Below are 18,137 nucleotides of genomic sequence, written 5' to 3' on the forward strand. Positions count from 1 at the left end.
CCCACCCTTTTCTCCTTGGGTAAAGCGAACCACAGGAAGGCCCGTTTCGATCACCTTTCCGATCACGAGTCCGTCACCGTGCGGCGGTACGGCGACGGCGGCGGGGAACGGCGGCGGCGTCCGCGTCAGTAGCGTCCCCCGACGGGCGCCGGCACGCCGTCCAGTTCGGCCAGGTCGGCCTCGGTGAGGTCGAGGTCGGCGGCGCCCGCGTTGTCGCTCAGGTACCGCCGCTTCTTGGTGCCGGGGATCGGGATGACGTGTTCGCCCTGCGCCAGCGTCCAGGCGATGGCGACCTGCGCCGCGGTGGCGCCGTGCCGCCCGGCGACCGCCTTGACGACGTCGACGATGCGCAGGTTGGCGTTGAGCGCGTCCGGCTGGAAGCGCGGGTTGCCGCCCCTGAAGTCGGTGTCCTCGAAGTCGGCGGAGGTGACCGTCCCGGTGAGGAAGCCGCGGCCGAGCGGAGAGAACGGCACGAACGCGGCGCCGTTGGCGGCGCACCAGCCGACCACGTCCCCCGGCCCCTCTCCGCCGGAGGCGTCGCCGGGCAGGGTGCCCGCGCGCCCGCCGGGCGCGCCCAGCGGGTCGCGGGTCCACAGCGACAGCTCCGACTGGATCGCCGCCACCGGGTGGATCGCGTGCGCCTCCGCGGCCTGCGCGACGCCGACCTCCGACAGGCCCAGCCTCCGGACCTTTCCCTCGGCGACCAGCTCGGCCATCGCGCCCCACGTGTCGGCCAGCGGCACGTCCGGGTCGACGCGGTGCAGGTAGTACAGGTCGATCACGTCCGTGCCGAGGCGGCGCAGGCTGTCCTCGGCGGACGCCTTGGCGTGCTCGGGTGTACCCCTCCGGACGATCTTCCTGGTCGCCATGCTCTCGATGACCAGGCCCGTCTTGGTGGCGACGACCGCCTCGTCCCTGCGTCCGGCGAGCGCCCGGCCGACGAGCGTCTCGTTGTGGCCGTCGCCGTAGGGCTGCGCGGTGTCCAGGAACGTGACGCCGAGGTCGAGGGCCTCGCGGATCAGCGCGACCGACGCCGCGTCGTCCCGTTCCGACTCGGTGTAGGCCCAGCTCATCCCCATGCAGCCGAGCCCGACCGCACCGACCGGCGCCCCGGCGAATTCACGTGTCCTCATGTTCCGTCCTTTTCTTTGGAAGGTGTTCTCAGGCCTGTGCCGTGGTCAGGCGGTAAGGTCCGGGGACGGCGGCGACGAGCCCGCCGTCCACGATGAGGTCCTGCCCGTTGACGTACCCGGCGTCCGCCGAGGCGAGGAACGCGACGACGCCCGCCACCTCCTCGGACGTGCCGATCCGGCCGGACGCGACCTGCGCGCGGATCCCGTCCGCCTCCTCCTCGGGTACGGCGCCGCGGTACATCGGCGTGTCGATGTACCCGGGGCTGACCGAGTTGACGCGGACTCCCCGCGGGCCGAGTTCGGCGGCGAGGGTGCGGGTCAGGCTCTGCACGGCGGCCTTCGTCGCCGAGTACACCGAGCCGACCGGCAGACCGCGGTGCATCGTCCACGACGCGTTGATCACGACCGCGGCGTCCGCGGCCAGCAGCGGCAGCGCCTTCTGGACGGTGAAGAAGACGCCCTTGAAGTTGACGTCCACGGCGTGGTCGAAGTCGGCCTCGGTCATCTCGGCGGCCGGGCCGAACAGGGCGATCCCCGCATTCGCGAAGACGACGTCCAGGCGGCCGTGCCGGTCCCGGACGGTCTCCATGAGCGCGTCCAGGTCCGGCAGGCTCGCCGCGTCGGCGCGGACCGCGAGGAGCCGGTCACCGCCGTCCAGTTCCTTGGCGGCCGCGTCGAGGCGCGCCCGGTCGCGTCCGGTGACGACGACCGAGGCGCCCTCGTCCAGCAGGCGGCGGGCGGTGGCCAGGCCCATCCCGCTCGTCCCGCCGGTGATCAGTGCGACCTTGTCCGTGAAGCGCGAGTTGTGTGTCATGCCGACGATCGTCCCGGCCTTTCCGGCGGGGCGGCAGAGTCCGCTTATCGTGGGTCCGCCACCACCACCCTCGCGGGTCAGCCTGCGGCGGCCAGGCCGCGCCGGGCCGTGAGGCGTTCGAGGCGCTCCCGCGTTCCCGTCTCCGGCTGCGGGTTGTACAGGACGAGGTCGTGCCCGGGACGGTCGGCCACCGGCAGCACCGTCGCATCGAAGATCATCTCACCGGCCTCCGGATGCCGGATCGCCTTGACCGCCTGCGTCCGCGCGCTGACCTCGTGCCGGGCCCACAGCTCCGCGAACTCCGGGCTGACCGACAGCAAGTCCTCGGCGATCCGGGCGAACTCGGGGTCGTCGGGGAAGCGGGCGGCGTCGGCGCGGAAGCGCCCCACGACGTCGGGCGCCACCGCGGTCCAGTGCACGTGCAGGGACCGGTAACGGACGCTCGTGAAGAACGTGACCAGGCAGTTGTGGTCGGTGTCGCCGTACCCGAACACCTCGCGGGCGGCATCGTTGAACGCGATGAGGTTCCAGTGCCGCTCGCGGATGTAGGCCGGGCGCGGCGCCCAGGCGTCCAGGAGCCGCCGGAGCTCCGGTGTGACCGGGGCGGCCAGGTCCCCCGCGGCCCTGGGCGGGTTGAGGCCGGCCAGCAGGTACAGGTGCTCGCGCTCGGCGCCGTCCAGCCGCAGGGCCCGGCTGATCGCGTCCAGCACCGCACCGGACACCGTGATGTCCCGGCCCTGCTCCAGCCACGTGTACCAGGACACCCCGACGCCGGCCAGGACGGCGACCTCCTCGCGGCGCAGGCCCGGCGTCCGGCGCCGTGCCCCGGCGGGCATGCCGACGTCGGACGGGTCGAGCCGGGCGCGGCGGGTCCGCAGGAAGTCGCGCAGCTCGGCGCGGCGGCGGCCGGGAGCGGCCGCGGGGGTCGGGCTTGCCATGCCGCCACGATATCCGCCGCCCGCGGCCGCCATGATCGTCCGGCGGCGGTCAGTCCTCCAGCAGCCGGCGGCCGATGATCATCTTCTGGATGTCGGCGGTGCCCTCGCCGATCAGCAGCATCGGGGCCTCGCGGTAGAGGCGCTCGATCTCGTACTCGGTGGAGTAGGCGTAGCCGCCGTGGATGCGGAAGGCGTCCTCCACGACCTCCTTGCAGTACTCGCCGGCGAGGTACTTGGCCATGCCCGCCTCCAGGTCGTTGCGCTCGCCGGAGTCCTTGCGCCGCGCCGCCATCACCACCATCTGGTGCGCGGCCTCGATCTTGGTGGCCATCTCCGCGAGGCGGAACAGGACGGCCTGGTGCTCGGCGATGGGCCTGCCGAACGTCTCGCGCTGCCGCGCGTAGCCGATCGCCAGCTCGTAGGCGCGTTTCGCGACGCCGCACGCCCGCGCGGCGACGTTCACGCGGCCGACCTCGACGCCGTCCATCATCTGGTAGAAGCCGCGGCCGGGCGTTCCGCCGAGGATCTGCGCGGACGGGACGCGGTGGGAGTCGAAGAGCAGCTCGGTGGTGTCGATGCCCTTGTAGCCCAGCTTCCCGATCTTGCCGGGGACGGTGAGGCCGGGCGCGACCTCGCCGAAGCCGGGGGTCTTGTCGATGAGGAACGTGGTCATGCCCCGGTGGCCCGCGTCCGGGTCGGTCTTGACGAGGGTGGCGACGAGGTTGGCCGAGGCGCCGTTCGTCAGCCACATCTTCCGGCCGTCGATGACGTGGTGGTCGCCGTCCGGGACGGCGCGGGTCGTGATGGCCGAGACGTCCGAGCCGCAGCCGGGCTCCGACATCGAGAACGCGCCCCGGATCTCGCCGGTCGCCATCTTCGGCAGGTAGTGCGCCTTCTGCGCGGCCGTTCCGTGCTGGGTGATCATCCAGGCGACGATGAAGTGGGTGTTGATGATGCCGGACACGCTCATCCAGCCCCGCGCCAGCTCCTCGACGGCCAGCGCGTAGGTCAGCAGCGACTCGCCGAGCCCGCCGTGCTCCTCGCCGATCATGAGGCCGAAGAGCCCGAGGTCCTTCATGCCGTCCACGATCGCGTGCGGGTACTCGTCGGCGCGCTCCAGTTCGGCGGCGACCGGAATGATCTCCTTCTCGGTGAACGCGCGCACGGTCGCGATGATCTCCCGCTGCTCGTCCGTCAGCCCGTGGGTCTGCTGCAGCCTGCTCACGTTCCGTTCCTCTCGGAGTCCCGGTCCATCAAACCTCCTGGGAATTTTTTATACGATATGGGGGCGGTCGAGCGAAGAGAAGGGGTACGCGTACGTCACCCTTGCCGGCCGTCCCAGAAGCCCTGCCCCTCCAGGTGCACGACCAGCAGCGTGCCCGCGTGCCGGATGTGGGCGCGCATCGCCTGCCGGGCGGCGTCCGCGTCCCCGGTGCGGAGCGCGGCCAGGACGAGGTGGTGGTCGTCGACCGACGCCTGGCTCCAGCCCTGGATGCTGGAGTAGAAGCGGCGCGGCGCGTACCGCACCACGAGCCGCAGCAGCCACGCCGTCTTGGGCGAGTCGGCGCACAGGTTGATCACGCGGTGGAACTGGTGGTTGGCGCGCTCGATGGCCTCGGAGTCCTTGGCCCTGGAGGCCTGTTCCAGCAGCGCCTGCGTCCGGCCGAGCGACTCCAGCTCCGCGTCGGTGACCTTCTCGGCGGCGCGGGCGGCCAGCTCGCCGGCGAAGTACGCCTGCGCCTCGAACAGGTCCTGGACGTCCTGCCGGGTCAGCGGGGCCGGCATGAACCCGCGCCGCGGCTCCAGGGTGACGAACCCCTCGCCGCGCAGCGAGAGCAGGGCCTCCCGGACGGGGGTGACGCTGATCCCGAGGTCGTCGGCGATCCGCTCCAGGCGGAGGAACTCCCCGTGCCCGACCTGGCCCGACATGATGAGCTCGCGCACGTAGGCGGCCACCTCGTCGCCCAGGTGGCGGCGCCTGCCGAGGGCCCGGTCACCGGAAAGTGCCACTGTCATCGTCTCCCGTACGCCGTGGGGCGCGCCCGTGTGGTGGGATGGCGGCCGCGTCACATTATGGACGGCCGCGGCTCCGCCGCCATTGACACCGCGCCTTTTCAAATCAAATATATGAAATAGTCTTCGGATGGACCAGGGCGAGAGGGAGAGCGGCAGTCGTGTTCACGCTCAGTGACGAGGAGCGCGCCATCGTCGAGGTCGTCGCCGACTTCGTCGACCGGGAGGTCCGCCCGGTCGCCCGGGATCTGGAGCACGCGGGAACGTACCCCGCGCACCTCATCGACCGCATGAAGGAACTCGGCGTGTACGGGCTCGCCGTCCCCGAGCCGTACGGCGACGTGAGCGTGTCCAAGGCGTGCTACGCGCTGGTCACCGAGGAACTGGCGCGCGGGTGGATGACCCTCGCCGGGGCGTTCGGCGGGCACACGGTCGTCTCGCATCTGCTCGCCGTGTTCGGCACCGAAGAGCAGAAGGCCCGCTACCTGCCCCGGATGGCGACCGGGGAGCTGCGCGCCACGATGGCGCTGACCGAGCCGTCCGGCGGCTCGGACCTGCAGGCGATGAGCACGGCCGCGCGGCGTGACGGCGACAGGTACGTCGTCGACGGCGCCAAGATGTGGATCACCAACGCGCGCATGTCGGGGCTGATCGCGCTGATGTGCAAGACCGATCCGGGCGCCTCGCCGCGGCACCGGGGCATCAGCATCCTGCTGGTCGAGAAGGGGCCCGGCCTGAGCGTCTCCCGCGACCTGCCCAAGCTCGGCTACAAGGGCGTGGAGAGCTGCGAGCTGTCGTTCGACGGCTACGAGGCGCCCCTCGGCGCGCTGCTCGGCGGCGAGGAGGGACGCGGCTTCGCCCAGATGATGCGGGGCCTGGAGGTGGGCCGGATCCAGGTCGCGGCGCGCGCGCTGGGCGTGGGACGCGCCGCCTTGGAGGACTCCCTGCGCTACGCCCAGGAACGGGAGGCGTTCGGCAAGCCGATCTGGCAGCACCAGTCCATCGGCAACTACCTCGCCGACATGGCCACCCAGCTGCGGGCGGCCCGGCTGCTCACCCTCGACGCCGCGGCGCGCCTCGACGCCGGGGAGCGCTGCGACATGGAGGCGGGCATGGCCAAGCTGTACGCGTCCGAGGCGGCGATGCAGATCGCGCTGAACGCGGTCCGCATCCACGGCGCGGCCGGCTACTCCACCGAGTTCGACATCGAACGCTACTTCCGCGACGCCCCGCTCATGATCGTCGGCGAGGGGACGAACGAGATCCAGCGCAACGTGATCGTCAAGCAGCTGATCGAGCGGAACCGGATCTGAGCCCCGCCGCTCACGGCTGCGCGGCGGGGTCCTCGCCGGCGCGGATCCAGTCGAAGGTGCGCTCCACGGCGCGTTTCCAGTTGTCGTACTCGGCGGCGCGCCGCTGCGGCTCCATCGCCGGGACCCACCGGGCCGCGCGGTGCCAGTTGCGGCGCAGCCCTTCGAGCCCGGCCCAGTAGCCGACGGCGAGCCCGGCGGCGTAGGCGGCGCCGAGCGACACCGTCTCGACCACCATCGGCCGCGCCACCGGAACGTTCAGCATGTCGGCGACCATCTGCATGACGAGGTTGTCGGACGTCATGCCGCCGTCGGCCTTCAGTTCCCTGAGGGACAGCCCCGAGTCGGCGTTCATCGCGTCCACGACCTCGCGGGTCTGCCAGGCGGTCGCCTCCAGCACCGCCCGCGCCAGGTGTCCCTTGGTGATGTAGGAGGTCAGGCCGACGATGATGCCGCGGGCCTCGCTGCGCCAGTGCGGGGCGAACAGGCCGGAGAACGCCGGGACGATGTAGCAGCCGCCGTTGTCGTCGACCGACCGGGCCAGCGTCTCGATCTCCGGCGCGGTGGTGATCAGCCCGAGCCCGTCCCGGAACCACTGCACCAGTGCGCCGGTGATCGCGATCGACCCCTCCAGGGCGTACACGGCGGGCTCGTCGCCGATCTTGTATCCGACGGTGGTGAGCAGGCCGTTGTCCGACGTCACCGGTGTGGTGCCGGTGTTCATCAGGAGGAACGCGCCCGTCCCGTAGGTGCATTTGGTCTCGCCCGGGGCGAAGCACGTCTGGCCGAACAGGGCGGCCTGCTGGTCGCCGAGGGCGGCGCCGATGCGGACGCCGGGGAACACGCGGCGGGCCGTCCCGTAGGTCTCGGTGGACGACCTGATCTCCGGCAGCATCGCCTTCGGGACGCCGAAGAAGTCGAGCAGGCCGTCGTCCCAGCTCAGCGTGTGCAGGTCCATCAGCAGCGTGCGGCCGGCGTTGGTGACGTCGGTGACGTGGACGCCGCCGTCCACGCCGCCGCTGAGGTTCCAGATCAGCCAGCTCTCCATCGTGCCGAACAGGACCTCGCCGCGTTCGGCGCGTTCGCGCAGGCCGGGCGTGTGGTCGAGCAGCCAGCGGATGCGCGGCGCCGAGAAGTAGGTGGCCAGCGGCAGCCCGCTGCGCTCGGTGACGACCGCGGCGCCGGGGGCGCGGGCCAGCTCGTCCACGAGGGCGCCGGTCCGCATGTCCTGCCAGACGATGGCGCGGCCGATCGGCACACCGGTCAGCCGGTCCCACAGGACGGTCGTCTCGCGCTGGTTGGCGATCCCGACGGCCGCGATCTGGCCGGTGGACGCCCCGGCCTGGGCGAGCGCCTCGGGCGCGATGCGTTCGAGGTTGCGCCAGATCTCCATCGGGTCGTGCTCGACCCAGCCGGGCCTAGGGAAGTGCTGCCGGTGCTCACGCTGCGCGACCGACACCAGCCGGCCGCCGTGGTCGAACAGGATGCACCGGGTCGATGTGGTGCCCTGGTCGATCGACATCACGTAGCGTTCGGTCACGACCGGCCCTCTCCCCCTGGACGCGCGCCCCCTCGAACCGGTGCCGCCGGCGCCGCCCGCCGGGCGTCACCAGCGGGAGCCGCCGAGGTCCCGGGAGACCGCGCGGGCCGCGTCGCGGACGAACGCCACGAGCCTCGGCTCGGGGACGCGGCGGGCGTCGCAGATCCGCTCGACCGCGCCGGAGATCCCGATGGCCCCGACGACCAGTCCCCCGTACCCGCGGATCGGGGCGGCGATGCCCGCCTCCCCGATGGACAGCTCCTCGGTCTCGGCCGCCCAGCCGTTCTCCCGGACCCGGGTGGCGGCCCGTGCGAGTTCTCTCGGATCGGTGATGGTCCGCCGGCAGTAGGACTCCAGGACGGTGTCGCGGATGGACGCCGCGGCGTTGGCGTCGTGGGCGAGCAGCGCCTTGCCGAGCGCGGTGGCGTGCAGCGGGAGCAGGGAGCCGACGTCCATGGCCTGGAGCGTGTCGTCCGGGCGGAACACGTGGTGGACGACCAGGACCTGGCCGTCCAGCAGGGTCCCGATGCGGACGGCCTCGCCGCTGCGGGACGCCAGGGCGTCGGCCCAGTTGATGGCGCGGGACCGCAGTTCGTTGACGTCCAGGTAGCTGGTGCCGAGATGCAGGAGCGCGGCGCCCAGCTGGTACTTGCCGGTGCCGCCGTCCTGCTCGACGAAGCCGACGCGCTCCAGGGTGCGGAGGATGCCGTGGGCGGTGCCCCGGGCGAGGCCCAGGGACGTGGCGACCTCGCCGACGCCGAGCCGGCCCGAACTCGCGGCGAGCAGGCGCAGGATGGCGGCGGCCCGCTCGATCGATTGCACAGGTCCGGGCATGAATCCGATGGTAGTTCGCACGGCGGGGTGCCGACAATGTCGGCAACTGCCGCGATCACCGTCATCTTCGCCCCGAACTGCCCGGATTCTGTGATCTGGTGCACAGGGGGGAGGGTAACCGCCGCCGGGCCGTGACGAAAGTGTTCGACATTGTCGGCAGCGTCCCGTTGTGCGGCTTTCCGGGCCGACTTAGCGTCCTGCCCAGCCTCGAAGGGGCTCGCGTCCACCCCGCATCAGCCCACCCCAGCACCACCCACCCCTGCACCACCCAGCCCGCACCACCGGGAGCGCTCATGGCGGAACGACCCAGAATCCCCACGCTCGCCGGCGAGCTCGCAGCCGAGTTCGCCGGCACCATGATCCTCATCCTCTTCGGCGTCGGCGTCGTCGCGCAGGTCGCCGGCGCCGAGCTCGGCGACCACGACAGCATCGCCTGGGCCTGGGGCCTCGGCGTCACGCTCGGCGTCTACGTCGCGGCCCGCATCAGCGGCGCGCACCTGAACCCGGCCGTGACCGTCGCCCTCGCCGTGTTCAAGGACTTCGCCTGGCGCAGGACCGCGCCCTACATCGCCGCGCAGACCGCGGGGGCGTTCGTCGCGGCGCTGATCGTCCGCTGGAACTACAGCGAGATCCTCGCCAAGGTCGACCCCGGCCACACGATCAAGACACAGGGCGTCTTCTCGACCCTGCCGGGAAACGGCACCCTCCCGGTCGGCACCTGGGGCGCGTTCCGCGACCAGGTGATCGGCACCGCCATCCTGCTCTTCCTGATCAAGGTCCTCACCGACGTGCGCAACTCGCCGCCGCTGGCCAACCTCGCCCCGTTCCTGATCGGCCTCGTGGTCGTGGCGATCGGGATGGCGTTCGGCTCCGCCGCCGGGTACGCGATCAACCCGGCCCGCGACTTCGGCCCCCGCCTCGCCTCGTTCCTCACCGGCTACGGCGGCGCGTGGCGGGACCAGTACGGCGACCTGTACTTCTGGGTGCCGATCATCGCACCGCTCATCGGCGGCGTGCTCGGCGCCGGCCTCTACAAGGTGCTCATCGGGCGGTTCCTGCCGTCCGCGGACGAGCCCGCCCAGGTCCCCGCGAAACCCGAGCCCGAGTACGAGGCGGCGTGAGCCGTCCCGTCCCCGTCCGCCCGCCCATCCCAGGAGAACCCACGCATGGCTGACTTCGTCGGAGCGCTCGACCAGGGCACCACGAGCACCCGCTTCATGATCTTCGATCACGGCGGCAACGAGATCGCCCGCCATCAGCTCGAACACGAGCAGATCCTGCCGCAGGCGGGCTGGGTGGAGCACAACCCCACCGAGATCTGGGAACGGACCCGCGCCGTCATCCAGTCCACCCTCAACAAGGCCGATCTCAGCCACACCGATCTGGCCGCGTTGGGCATCACCAACCAGCGCGAGACGACGGTGGTGTGGAACAGGCGGACCGGCCGCCCGTACTACAACGCGATCGTCTGGCAGGACACCCGCACCGACCGCATCGCCGCCGCCCTGGAGCGGGACGGCAAGGGGGACGTCATCCGGCGCAAGGCCGGGCTCCCCCCGGCCACGTACTTCTCGGGCGGCAAGATCCAGTGGATCCTGGAGAACGTCGAGGGCGTCCGCGAGGCCGCCGAGAACGGCGACGCGATCTTCGGCACGACCGACAGCTGGGTGCTGTGGAACCTCACGGGCGGGACGGACGGCGGCGTGCACGTCACCGACCCGACCAACGCCAGCCGCACCATGCTCATGGACCTGGAGACCCTCGACTGGGACGACGAACTCCTGTCGTTCTTCGGCATCCCGCGCCGGATGCTGCCGCGGATCAGGCCGTCCTCCGCGTCCGGCGGCTACGGCCTGACGCGCCCGGACGGCCCGCTCGGCGGCAAGGTCCCGCTGACCGCCGCGCTCGGCGACCAGCAGGCCGCGACGGTCGGGCAGGTGTGCTTCGCGCCCGGCGAGGCCAAGAACACCTACGGCACCGGCAACTTCCTCCTGCTCAACACCGGCAACGAACTCGTCCGCTCGTCGCAGGGCCTCCTGACGACGGTGTGCTACCAGTTCGGCCAGGAGAAGCCGGTCTACGCGCTGGAGGGGTCGATCGCGGTGACGGGGTCGGCCGTGCAATGGCTGCGCGACCAGCTCGGCATCATCTCCGGCGCCGCCCAGAGCGAAGCCCTGGCCCGCCAGGTCGACGACAACGGCGGCGTCTACTTCGTCCCCGCCTTCTCCGGCCTGTTCGCCCCCTACTGGCGCTCGGACGCCCGCGGCGCCATCGTCGGACTCTCACGCTTCAACACCAACGCCCACCTCGCCCGCGCCACCCTCGAATCCATCTGCTACCAATCCCGCGACGTCGTCGAAGCCATGCGCGAGGACTCCGGCGTCACCCTGGACGTCCTCAAAGTCGACGGCGGCGTCACCGCCAACGAACTGTGCATGCAAATGCAGGCCGACATCCTCGGCGTCCCCGTCTCCCGCCCCGTCGTCGCCGAAACCACCGCACTGGGCGCCGCCTACGCCGCCGGCCTGGCCACCGGCTTCTGGAACACCACCGACGAACTCCGCCAGAACTGGAACGAAGACCGCCGCTGGAACCCCACCTGGACCGACCAGCAACGCCGAACCGGCTACGCCGGCTGGAAGAAGGCCGTCGAACGCACCCTCGACTGGGTGGAGCTCGACTGACGCCCGGTCAACCGGGCCGCGGCGAGCCGTCGTCCTGCGCGACCCCTGGACGACGGCTCGCCGTAACCCGGCGGCGGGACACTCGACCAACCTCTCTCCGGGAGCAAGCAGTGACATCCGTAGCCCTTGGACCGCAGTACCGCCAGGACATCCTGCGCGATCTCGCCGAGACCGAGTTCGACGTCCTGGTCGTCGGCGGCGGCATCGTCGGCTCCGGCGCGGCCCTCGACGCGATCTCGCGGGGCCTGTCCGTCGCCCTCGTGGAGGCGCGGGACTGGGCGGCCGGGACGTCCAGCCGCTCCAGCAAGCTGATCCACGGCGGGCTCCGCTATCTCGAACAGCGCGACTTCGGGCTCGTCCGGGAGGCGCTGCGGGAGCGGACCCTTCTCCTGCACCGCCTCGCCCCGCATCTGGTGCGTCCCGTCCGTTTCCTCTACCCGCTGCGCAACCGGGTGTGGGAGCGGGCCTACGTGAGCGCGGGCGTCACCCTGTACGACACGATGGGCGGTGCCCGCGCGCTCCCCCGCCACCGGCAGCTGACACGGCGCGGCGCCCTGCGGGAGGCGCCGGCGCTCCGGCCGGACGCGCTGGTCGGCGCGATCCAGTACTACGACGCGCAGGTCGACGACGCCCGCTACACGATGATGGTCGCCCGGACCGCCGCGCAGTACGGCGCGAAGGTCGCCACCCGTGCCGAGATGACCGGGTTCCTGCGCGAAGGCGAGCGGGTGACCGGCGCCCACGTCCTGGATCTGGAGGGCGGGCGGGAGATCGCCGTGCGGGCCCGGCGCGTGGTGTGCGCGACCGGGGTGTGGACGGACGGCGCGCAGGCGATGACCGGGTCACGGGCCTCGTTCGCCGTGCAGGCGTCCAAGGGCGTCCATTTGATGGTGCCGCGCGACCGGATCCCGATGGGCACCGGCCTGATCACGCGCACGTCCAAGAGCGTGCTGTTCATCATCCCGTGGGGGCGGCACTGGCTCGTCGGCACCACCGACACCCCCCACGAGGACGGCCCGGATCATTGTGGGGGGACGACCCCCCACACCCCCCGGAACTGCCTGAAGGAGCCCGTCGCCGCCCACACCGACATCGGCTACCTGCTCGACCAGGCGAACGCCGTGCTGCGCACTCCGCTGACGCACGACGACATCGAGGGCGTGTACGCGGGCCTGCGGCCGCTGCTGTCCGGGGACATGGACGACACGACCCGGCTGTCGCGCGAGCACGCCGTCGCCGAACCGGTTCCGGGCATGGTCGTGGTCACCGGCGGCAAGTTCACCACCTACCGGGTGATGGCGCGGGACGCGGTCGACGTGGTCGCCGAGGGCCTGGACGACGCCGTCCCCCCGTCGGTCACCGGCCGGCTGCCGATCCTCGGCGCGGTCGGGTTCGAGGTGCTGTGGAACGAGCGGCGCCGCCTCGCCGCCGGGTCCGGCCTGCACGTCGCGCGGATCGAGCACCTGCTGCACCGGTACGGGTCGTGCGCCCGCGAGGTCCTGGACCTGGTCGCGGACGACCCGATGCTGGGACTGCCCGTCCCCGGCGCCGAGGACTACCTGTGCGCCGAGGCGGTCTACGCGGTGACGCACGAGGGCGCGCTGCACCTGGAGGACGTCCTGGCCCGGCGCCTGCGCATATCGATCGAGGAGTGGGACGGCGGCGTCGCGGCGGCGTCCCATGTCGCCGAACTCCTCGCGCCCCGGCTCGGCTGGGGCCGCGAGGAGATCGCCGACGAGATCAAACGGTACGTGCTGCAGATCGCGGCGGAACGCCGCGGCGGGCCCGCCGTCCCGGAAACACCCGTCCCCGCCGCCTGACGCGGCGGTCATCGTGGGATTCGAGCCGGCTCAAGCCGGGATGACGGGACAGTGCGTGCCCTTGTAGACGGTGGGGACGCAGCGGTTGCAGTGGATGCACAGGGACGGGGTGGACGGGTCGGCGGCGATGCGGTTCACCAGGTCGGGTTCGCGGAGCAGGGCCCGGGCCATGGCGACGAACTGGAAGCCCTCCCCCATGGCCGTGTCCATGGTCGCGCGGTCGGTGATGCCGCCCAGCAGGATCAGCGGCAGGTCGAGTTCGGCGCGGAACCTGCGTGCGTGTTCGAGCAGGTAGGCGTCCTGGTAGGGATAGGCCCGCAGGAACCTCTTGCCGAACATCCGGATGCCGACGCGCATCGCCGGCTTGTAGCTCGCGGCGAACTCCGGGATCGGCATCTCGCCGCGGAACAGGTACATCGGGTTGAGCAGTGAGCTGCCGGCGGTCAACTCCAGCGCGTCGACCGTGCCCTCCTCCTGGAGGCGGCGGGCGACGTACACGCTGTCGTCGATCTCCAGGCCGCCGCGGACGCCGTCGCGCATGTTGAGCTTGGCGGTGACGGCGATGCGGTCGCCGACCTCGTCGCGGACGGCGCGGGCGATACCGAGCGCGACCTTGGCGCGGTTCTCGATCGGCCCGCCGTAGGCGTCCTTGCGCCGGTTGAGGCGGGGGCTGAGGAACGAGCTGGCCAGATAGTTGTGCCCGAAGTGGATCTCGACGGCGTCGAACCCCGACTCGATCGCCAGGCGGGCGGCCTCGGCGTGCGCGCGGGTGATCCGCTCGATGTCCCCGGCGGTGGCCACCTTGGTGAAGCGCATGCCGAGCGGGTTGAAGAACCGCCCGGCCGAGACGGCGGGCAGCCTGTTGGAGCTCGCGTCGGCGACCGGCCCGGCGTGGCCGATCTGCGCGGACGCGGCGGCGCCCTCGGCGTGGACGGCGTCGGTGAGCCGCCGCAGGCCGGGGACGGCGTCGGGCCGCATCCAGATCTGCCGCCGCTCCGTGCGTCCCTCCGGGGCGACCGCGCAGTAGGCGACGGTCGTCATGCCCACTCCCCCGGCGGCGGGGCGGCGGTGGTACTCGATCAGGTCGTCGGTCACCAGCGCGTCGGGCGTCATCCCCTCGAACGTGGCGGCCTTGATCACGCGGTTGCGCAGGGTGAGCGGCCCCAGCCGGGCCGGTTCGAAGACGTCCATGGTCAGAGACGCTCGATGATGGTGACGTTGGCCTGGCCGCCGCCCTCGCACATGGTCTGGAGGCCGTAGCGGCCGCCGGTGCGCTCCAGCTCGTGCAGGAGGGTGGTCATCAGGCGGGCGCCGGTGGCGCCGAGCGGGTGGCCGAGGGCGATGGCGCCGCCGTTGGGGTTGGTCGTCGCCGGGTCGGCGCCGGTCTCCTTCAGCCAGGCGAGCACGACGGACGCGAACGCCTCGTTGATCTCGACGGCGTCGATGTCGCCGATCGTCATCCCGGTCTTCTTCAGCGCGTACGCGGTGGCGGGGATCGGCGCGGACAGCATCCGGATCGGGTCCTCGCCGCGGGCGGAGATGTGGTGGATCCGGGCGCGCGGGGTGAGGCCGTGGTCCTTGACGGCCTGCTCGGACGCGATGAGGAGCGCGGCGGCGCCGTCGGAGATCTGGGACGAGACGGCCGCGGTGAGGCGCCCGCCGTCCACGAGGGTCTTCAGGCCCGCCATCTTCTCCCTGGTGGTGTCGCGGCGCGGCCCCTCGTCGGTGGTGACGCCCTCGTAGGGGGCGATCTCGCGCTCGAAGCGTCCCCCGTCGATGGCGCGGATGGCGCGCTGGTGCGACTCGTAGGCGAACGCCTCCATCTCCTCGCGGGAGAGGTCCCAGTCGCGGGCGATCATCTCGGCGCCGTGGAACTGCGACACCTCGGTGTCGCCGTAGCGGCGCGTCCAGCCCTTGGATCCGGCGAACGGCCCCTCGGTGAAGCCGAGCGCCGCGGCGGCGGTCATCGCGGAACCGATCGGGATCTGCGACATGTTCTGCACGCCGCCCGCCACGACCAGGTCGGACGTCCCCGACAGGACGGCCTGCGCGGCGAAGTGCACGGCCTGCTGGGACGAGCCGCACTGCCGGTCGACGGTGACGCCGGGGACCTCCTCGGGCAGCCCGGCGGCGAGCCAGCAGGTGCGGGCGATGTCGCCGGCCTGCGGCCCGAGGGTGTCGACGCAGCCGAACACGACGTCCTCGACCGCGGCCGGGTCGGCCTTCGTGCGGTCCATCAGCGCCGTCAGCACGTGCGCACCGAGGTCGGCGGGGTGCGCGCCGGACAGGCCGCCGCCGCGCCGCCCGACAGGAGCGCGGACCGCGTCGACGATGTATGCCTCGGCCATGGGGTTCTCCTTAGCGGGGGTTAGCTCAGTGGGGCCTAGCTCGCCTGGATCCCTTCGAGGAACATGGCGAGGTACTGCTTGGCGATGTCGTCGGCGGACAGCCGCCCGCCGGGCTGGTACCAGTTGGCGGCGACCCAGACGGTGTCGCGGATGAACCGGTAGACGAGGCTCGGGTCGAGGTCGTCGCGGAACGCGCCCTCGGCGACGCCCCTCTCCAGCAGGGAGAGCCACATCTCCTCGAACCTGCGCCGCGACTCGTGCAGGTAGTGGAACCGCTCGCTGGTCGCGAGGTGCTTGGACTCGTTCTGGTAGAGGACGACGGCGGGCCGGTGCAGGTCGATCGACCGGAACGACTCGACGACGATCCCCTCCAGGGTGTCGCGCGCGCTGAGCCCGGCCCCCAGGACGCGGTCGTAGGAGGCCCACATCTCGTCCAGGAAGGTCGACAGGATCTCGTCGGCCATCGCCTCCTTGGAGTCGAAGTGGTAGTAGAGGCTGCCGCCGAGGATGCCTGCCGCGTCGGCCACCTTCCGGACGGTGGTGGCGGAGTACCCCTGGGAGGCGAACACCTCCGCCGCCGTGGCGAGCAGCTCGGCCCGCCGTCCCGCGCGGGCGGCGGCGGTGCCCTCGGCGTCGCGCCTTCGTGGACTCATCGTTCTCCTTATGCGTGCTGTGAGGAGACGGAGACGACCTCGCCCGTCATGTACGACGAGTAGTCGCTGGCCAGGAAGACGATGACGTTGGCCACCTCCCACGGTTCCGCGTAGCGGCCGAACGCCTCGCGGCGCGTCAGCTCGTCCAGCAGCTCCTCCGAGGTCACCTTCACCAGGTGCGGATGCATCGCGAGGGACGGCGAGACCGCGTTGACGCGGACGCCGAAGTCGGCGGCCTCCAGCGCGCTGCAGCGGGTGAGGGCCATGACGCCGGCCTTGGCGGCGGCGTAGTGGGACTGCCCCTTCTGCGCCCGCCAGCCGATCACCGACGCGTTGTTGACGATGACGCCCGAGCCCCGGTCGCGCATGATCCGCAGGGCGGCGCGGGTGCAGCGCATCGTGCCGTTGAGGGTGATGTCGAGGACGCGGCCCCACTGGTCGTCGGTCATGTCGACCAGGTCGGCCGTCCCGCCGAGGCCCGCGTTGTTGACGGCGACGTCGATGTGCCCGAAGCGCTCCACGGCCAGGTCGTACAGGGCCTGGACCTGCTCCTCCGAGGTCACGTCGCAGGCCAGTGAGGCGACCCGGCCGGCGCCGAACTCCTTCTCCAGCTCCTGCGCGGACGCGGTGAGGCGCCGCTCGTGGGCGTCGGAGATCAGCACGCGGGCGCCCTCCTCCAGGCAGCGGCGGGCGGTGGCGCCGCCGATCCCGGCCCCGGCCGCCGCGGTGATCACGACGGCGCGGTCCTTGAGGAGCCCGTGTCCGGGTACGTAGGGCGGGGTCATCCGCGTGTCTCCCTGCTTGCGGCCGGTTCCCGGGGGAGCCCGAGCACCCGTTCGGCGATGATGTTGCGCTGGATCTCGTTGGACCCGGCGTAGATCGTGTCGGAGCGGGAGAACAGGAACAGCCGCTGCCAGTCGTTCAGATCGTACGGCTGTGTTTCCTCCGTCCCCCCGCCGGAGGCCCGCCCCCGCCTCCCGTCGGCGACCATCCCGGCGGCGCCGAGGACGTCCATGGCCAGCTCGCCGAGTTCGCGGTGCCAGGTGCCCCAGACGAGCTTGGAGATGGACGACTCCGGCCCGGGCGCCCCGGCGGCGACGCCCGCCATGGTCCGCACGGCGTTCAGCCGCATGATCTCCAGGCCCATGTACGACCTGGTCAGACGGTCGCGCAGCAGCGGGTCGCCGATGGCGCCGGTGCGGCGGGCCAGCTCGGCGACGCCCTCGAACTCGCGGCGGAACCCGACCTGCTGGCCGAGCGTCGCGACGCCCCGCTCGAACCCGAGCGTGGCCATCGCGATCTTCCAGCCCTCGCCCGGCGCGCCCACGATGTTGCCCGCCTCGGTGCGGGCGGCGTCGAAGAAGACCTCGTTGAACTCGGAGGTCCCGGTCAGCTGGACGATCGGGCGGATGTCCACGCCGTCCTGCTTCATCGGGACGAGCAGGTACGACAGGCCGCGGTGGCGGGACGATCCCGGCTCGGTCCGGCAGACGAGGAAGCACCAGTCCGATTCGAGGGCCAGGGACGTCCAGACCTTCTGGCCGTTGATCAGCCAGTGGTCGCCGGCCGGTTCGGCGCGGGTCTGCACGTTGGCGAGGTCGGAGCCGGCGTTGGGCTCGGAGTACCCCTGGCACCACAGTTCCTCGACGGCCACGATCGGCGGGAGGAAGCGGGCGCGCTGCTCGTCGGTGCCGAACGCGATGATCGTGGGGCCGAGGAGGTTCTCGCCGATGTGGTTGACCCGGGCGGGCCCGTCGGCCAGCGCGTACTCCTCGTGGAAGATCACCTGCTGCTCGACGGTCGCGCCGCGTCCGCCGTACTCCTCGGGCCAGCCGACGCACGTCCAGCCGGCGGCGGCCATGTGCCGCTCCCAGGCCAGCCGCTCCTCGAACGCCTCGTGCTCGCGTCCGGGCCCGCCGAGCCCGCGGGCGTGCGCGAAACCGCCGGACAGGTTGGCCTCGAGCCAGTCGCGGACCTCGGCGCGGAACGCCCGGTCCGCCGGGGACTCGTTCTCGTTCACGCCGCGAACTCTACCAAACAGTTGTTAGAA

At 71.9% G+C, this 18,137-nt stretch carries 16 protein-coding genes; 4 read left to right on the forward strand and 12 right to left on the reverse strand.

The annotated features are described in order from the left end of the window. Window positions 1-125: 125 nt before the first annotated feature. From ACGFK0_RS34755 to ACGFK0_RS34775, 5 genes are all read right to left on the reverse strand, one after another. Window positions 126-1,133 (reverse strand): aldo/keto reductase, encoded by a 1,008-nt coding sequence (locus ACGFK0_RS34755; protein ID WP_392912745.1) that lies wholly within the window; start codon window positions 1,131-1,133, stop codon window positions 126-128. A 28-nt stretch (window positions 1,134-1,161) separates the two neighbouring features. Continuing rightward, on the reverse strand, window positions 1,162-1,947 hold the full coding sequence (locus ACGFK0_RS34760; RefSeq protein ID WP_392912746.1) for a glucose 1-dehydrogenase: 786 nt from the start codon (window positions 1,945-1,947) through the stop codon (window positions 1,162-1,164). A gap of 77 nt (window positions 1,948-2,024) precedes the next feature. Continuing rightward, window positions 2,025-2,885, reverse strand: coding sequence for a helix-turn-helix transcriptional regulator (locus ACGFK0_RS34765; RefSeq protein WP_392912747.1), 861 nt, complete (start codon window positions 2,883-2,885; stop codon window positions 2,025-2,027). 49 nt (window positions 2,886-2,934) lie between these two features. Further along, complete coding sequence (locus ACGFK0_RS34770) at window positions 2,935-4,110, reverse strand: acyl-CoA dehydrogenase family protein (RefSeq protein WP_392912749.1); 1,176 nt, start codon at window positions 4,108-4,110, stop codon at window positions 2,935-2,937. A 95-nt stretch (window positions 4,111-4,205) separates the two neighbouring features. After that, window positions 4,206-4,901 (reverse strand): GntR family transcriptional regulator, encoded by a 696-nt coding sequence (locus ACGFK0_RS34775; protein ID WP_392912750.1) that lies wholly within the window; start codon window positions 4,899-4,901, stop codon window positions 4,206-4,208. Between the two features lie 158 nt (window positions 4,902-5,059). On the opposite strand from ACGFK0_RS34775, the gene ACGFK0_RS34780 reads away from it, so the two are divergent. After that, window positions 5,060-6,211: an acyl-CoA dehydrogenase family protein gene (locus ACGFK0_RS34780; RefSeq protein WP_392912751.1), complete on the forward strand. Its 1,152-nt coding sequence runs from the start codon at window positions 5,060-5,062 to the stop codon at window positions 6,209-6,211. 10 nt (window positions 6,212-6,221) lie between these two features. Here ACGFK0_RS34780 and glpK (ACGFK0_RS34785) read toward each other — a convergent pair whose 3' ends face one another. Next, complete coding sequence (gene glpK / locus ACGFK0_RS34785) at window positions 6,222-7,748, reverse strand: glycerol kinase GlpK (RefSeq protein WP_392912752.1); 1,527 nt, start codon at window positions 7,746-7,748, stop codon at window positions 6,222-6,224. Between the two features lie 66 nt (window positions 7,749-7,814). Continuing rightward, the gene (locus ACGFK0_RS34790; protein ID WP_392912753.1) at window positions 7,815-8,582 is read right to left on the reverse strand and encodes an IclR family transcriptional regulator; all 768 of its coding nucleotides are present in this window, start codon (window positions 8,580-8,582) and stop codon (window positions 7,815-7,817) included. Between the two features lie 293 nt (window positions 8,583-8,875). Between ACGFK0_RS34790 and ACGFK0_RS34795 the strand changes: the two genes are divergently transcribed. The 3 genes from ACGFK0_RS34795 to ACGFK0_RS34805 all read left to right on the forward strand — a co-directional run bounded on the left by ACGFK0_RS34795 (window position 8,876) and on the right by ACGFK0_RS34805 (window position 13,086). After that, on the forward strand, window positions 8,876-9,703 hold the full coding sequence (locus tag ACGFK0_RS34795; protein WP_392912755.1) for an MIP/aquaporin family protein: 828 nt from the start codon (window positions 8,876-8,878) through the stop codon (window positions 9,701-9,703). Window positions 9,704-9,748: 45 nt separating this feature from the next. Next, the gene (glpK, locus tag ACGFK0_RS34800; protein ID WP_392912756.1) at window positions 9,749-11,266 is read left to right on the forward strand and encodes a glycerol kinase GlpK; all 1,518 of its coding nucleotides are present in this window, start codon (window positions 9,749-9,751) and stop codon (window positions 11,264-11,266) included. A 110-nt stretch (window positions 11,267-11,376) separates the two neighbouring features. Next, complete coding sequence (locus ACGFK0_RS34805; protein WP_392912758.1) at window positions 11,377-13,086, forward strand: glycerol-3-phosphate dehydrogenase/oxidase; 1,710 nt, start codon at window positions 11,377-11,379, stop codon at window positions 13,084-13,086. A gap of 30 nt (window positions 13,087-13,116) precedes the next feature. Here ACGFK0_RS34805 and ACGFK0_RS34810 read toward each other — a convergent pair whose 3' ends face one another. Genes ACGFK0_RS34810 through ACGFK0_RS34830 form a run of 5 tightly spaced genes read right to left on the reverse strand, consistent with a single transcriptional unit; the run spans window position 13,117 to window position 18,107 of the window. Further along, on the reverse strand, window positions 13,117-14,277 hold the full coding sequence (locus tag ACGFK0_RS34810; RefSeq protein WP_392912759.1) for an NADH:flavin oxidoreductase: 1,161 nt from the start codon (window positions 14,275-14,277) through the stop codon (window positions 13,117-13,119). A 2-nt stretch (window positions 14,278-14,279) separates the two neighbouring features. Continuing rightward, a complete protein-coding gene (locus ACGFK0_RS34815) occupies window positions 14,280-15,434 on the reverse strand; it encodes an acetyl-CoA C-acetyltransferase (protein WP_392912760.1) in 1,155 nt (384 codons plus the stop codon). 35 nt (window positions 15,435-15,469) lie between these two features. After that, a complete protein-coding gene (locus ACGFK0_RS34820) occupies window positions 15,470-16,087 on the reverse strand; it encodes a TetR/AcrR family transcriptional regulator (RefSeq protein ID WP_392912761.1) in 618 nt (205 codons plus the stop codon). 8 nt (window positions 16,088-16,095) lie between these two features. After that, a complete protein-coding gene (locus tag ACGFK0_RS34825; RefSeq protein WP_392912762.1) occupies window positions 16,096-16,872 on the reverse strand; it encodes an SDR family oxidoreductase in 777 nt (258 codons plus the stop codon). Continuing rightward, a complete protein-coding gene (locus ACGFK0_RS34830; RefSeq protein ID WP_392912763.1) occupies window positions 16,869-18,107 on the reverse strand; it encodes an acyl-CoA dehydrogenase family protein in 1,239 nt (412 codons plus the stop codon). The genes ACGFK0_RS34825 and ACGFK0_RS34830 overlap by 4 nt, the downstream gene beginning before the upstream one ends. Window positions 18,108-18,137: the final 30 nt, after the last annotated feature.

Origin of the sequence: Spirillospora sp. NPDC048823 (assembly GCF_043198445.1) — a bacterium.
Taxonomy (GTDB): Bacteria; Actinomycetota; Actinomycetes; order Streptosporangiales; family Streptosporangiaceae; genus Spirillospora.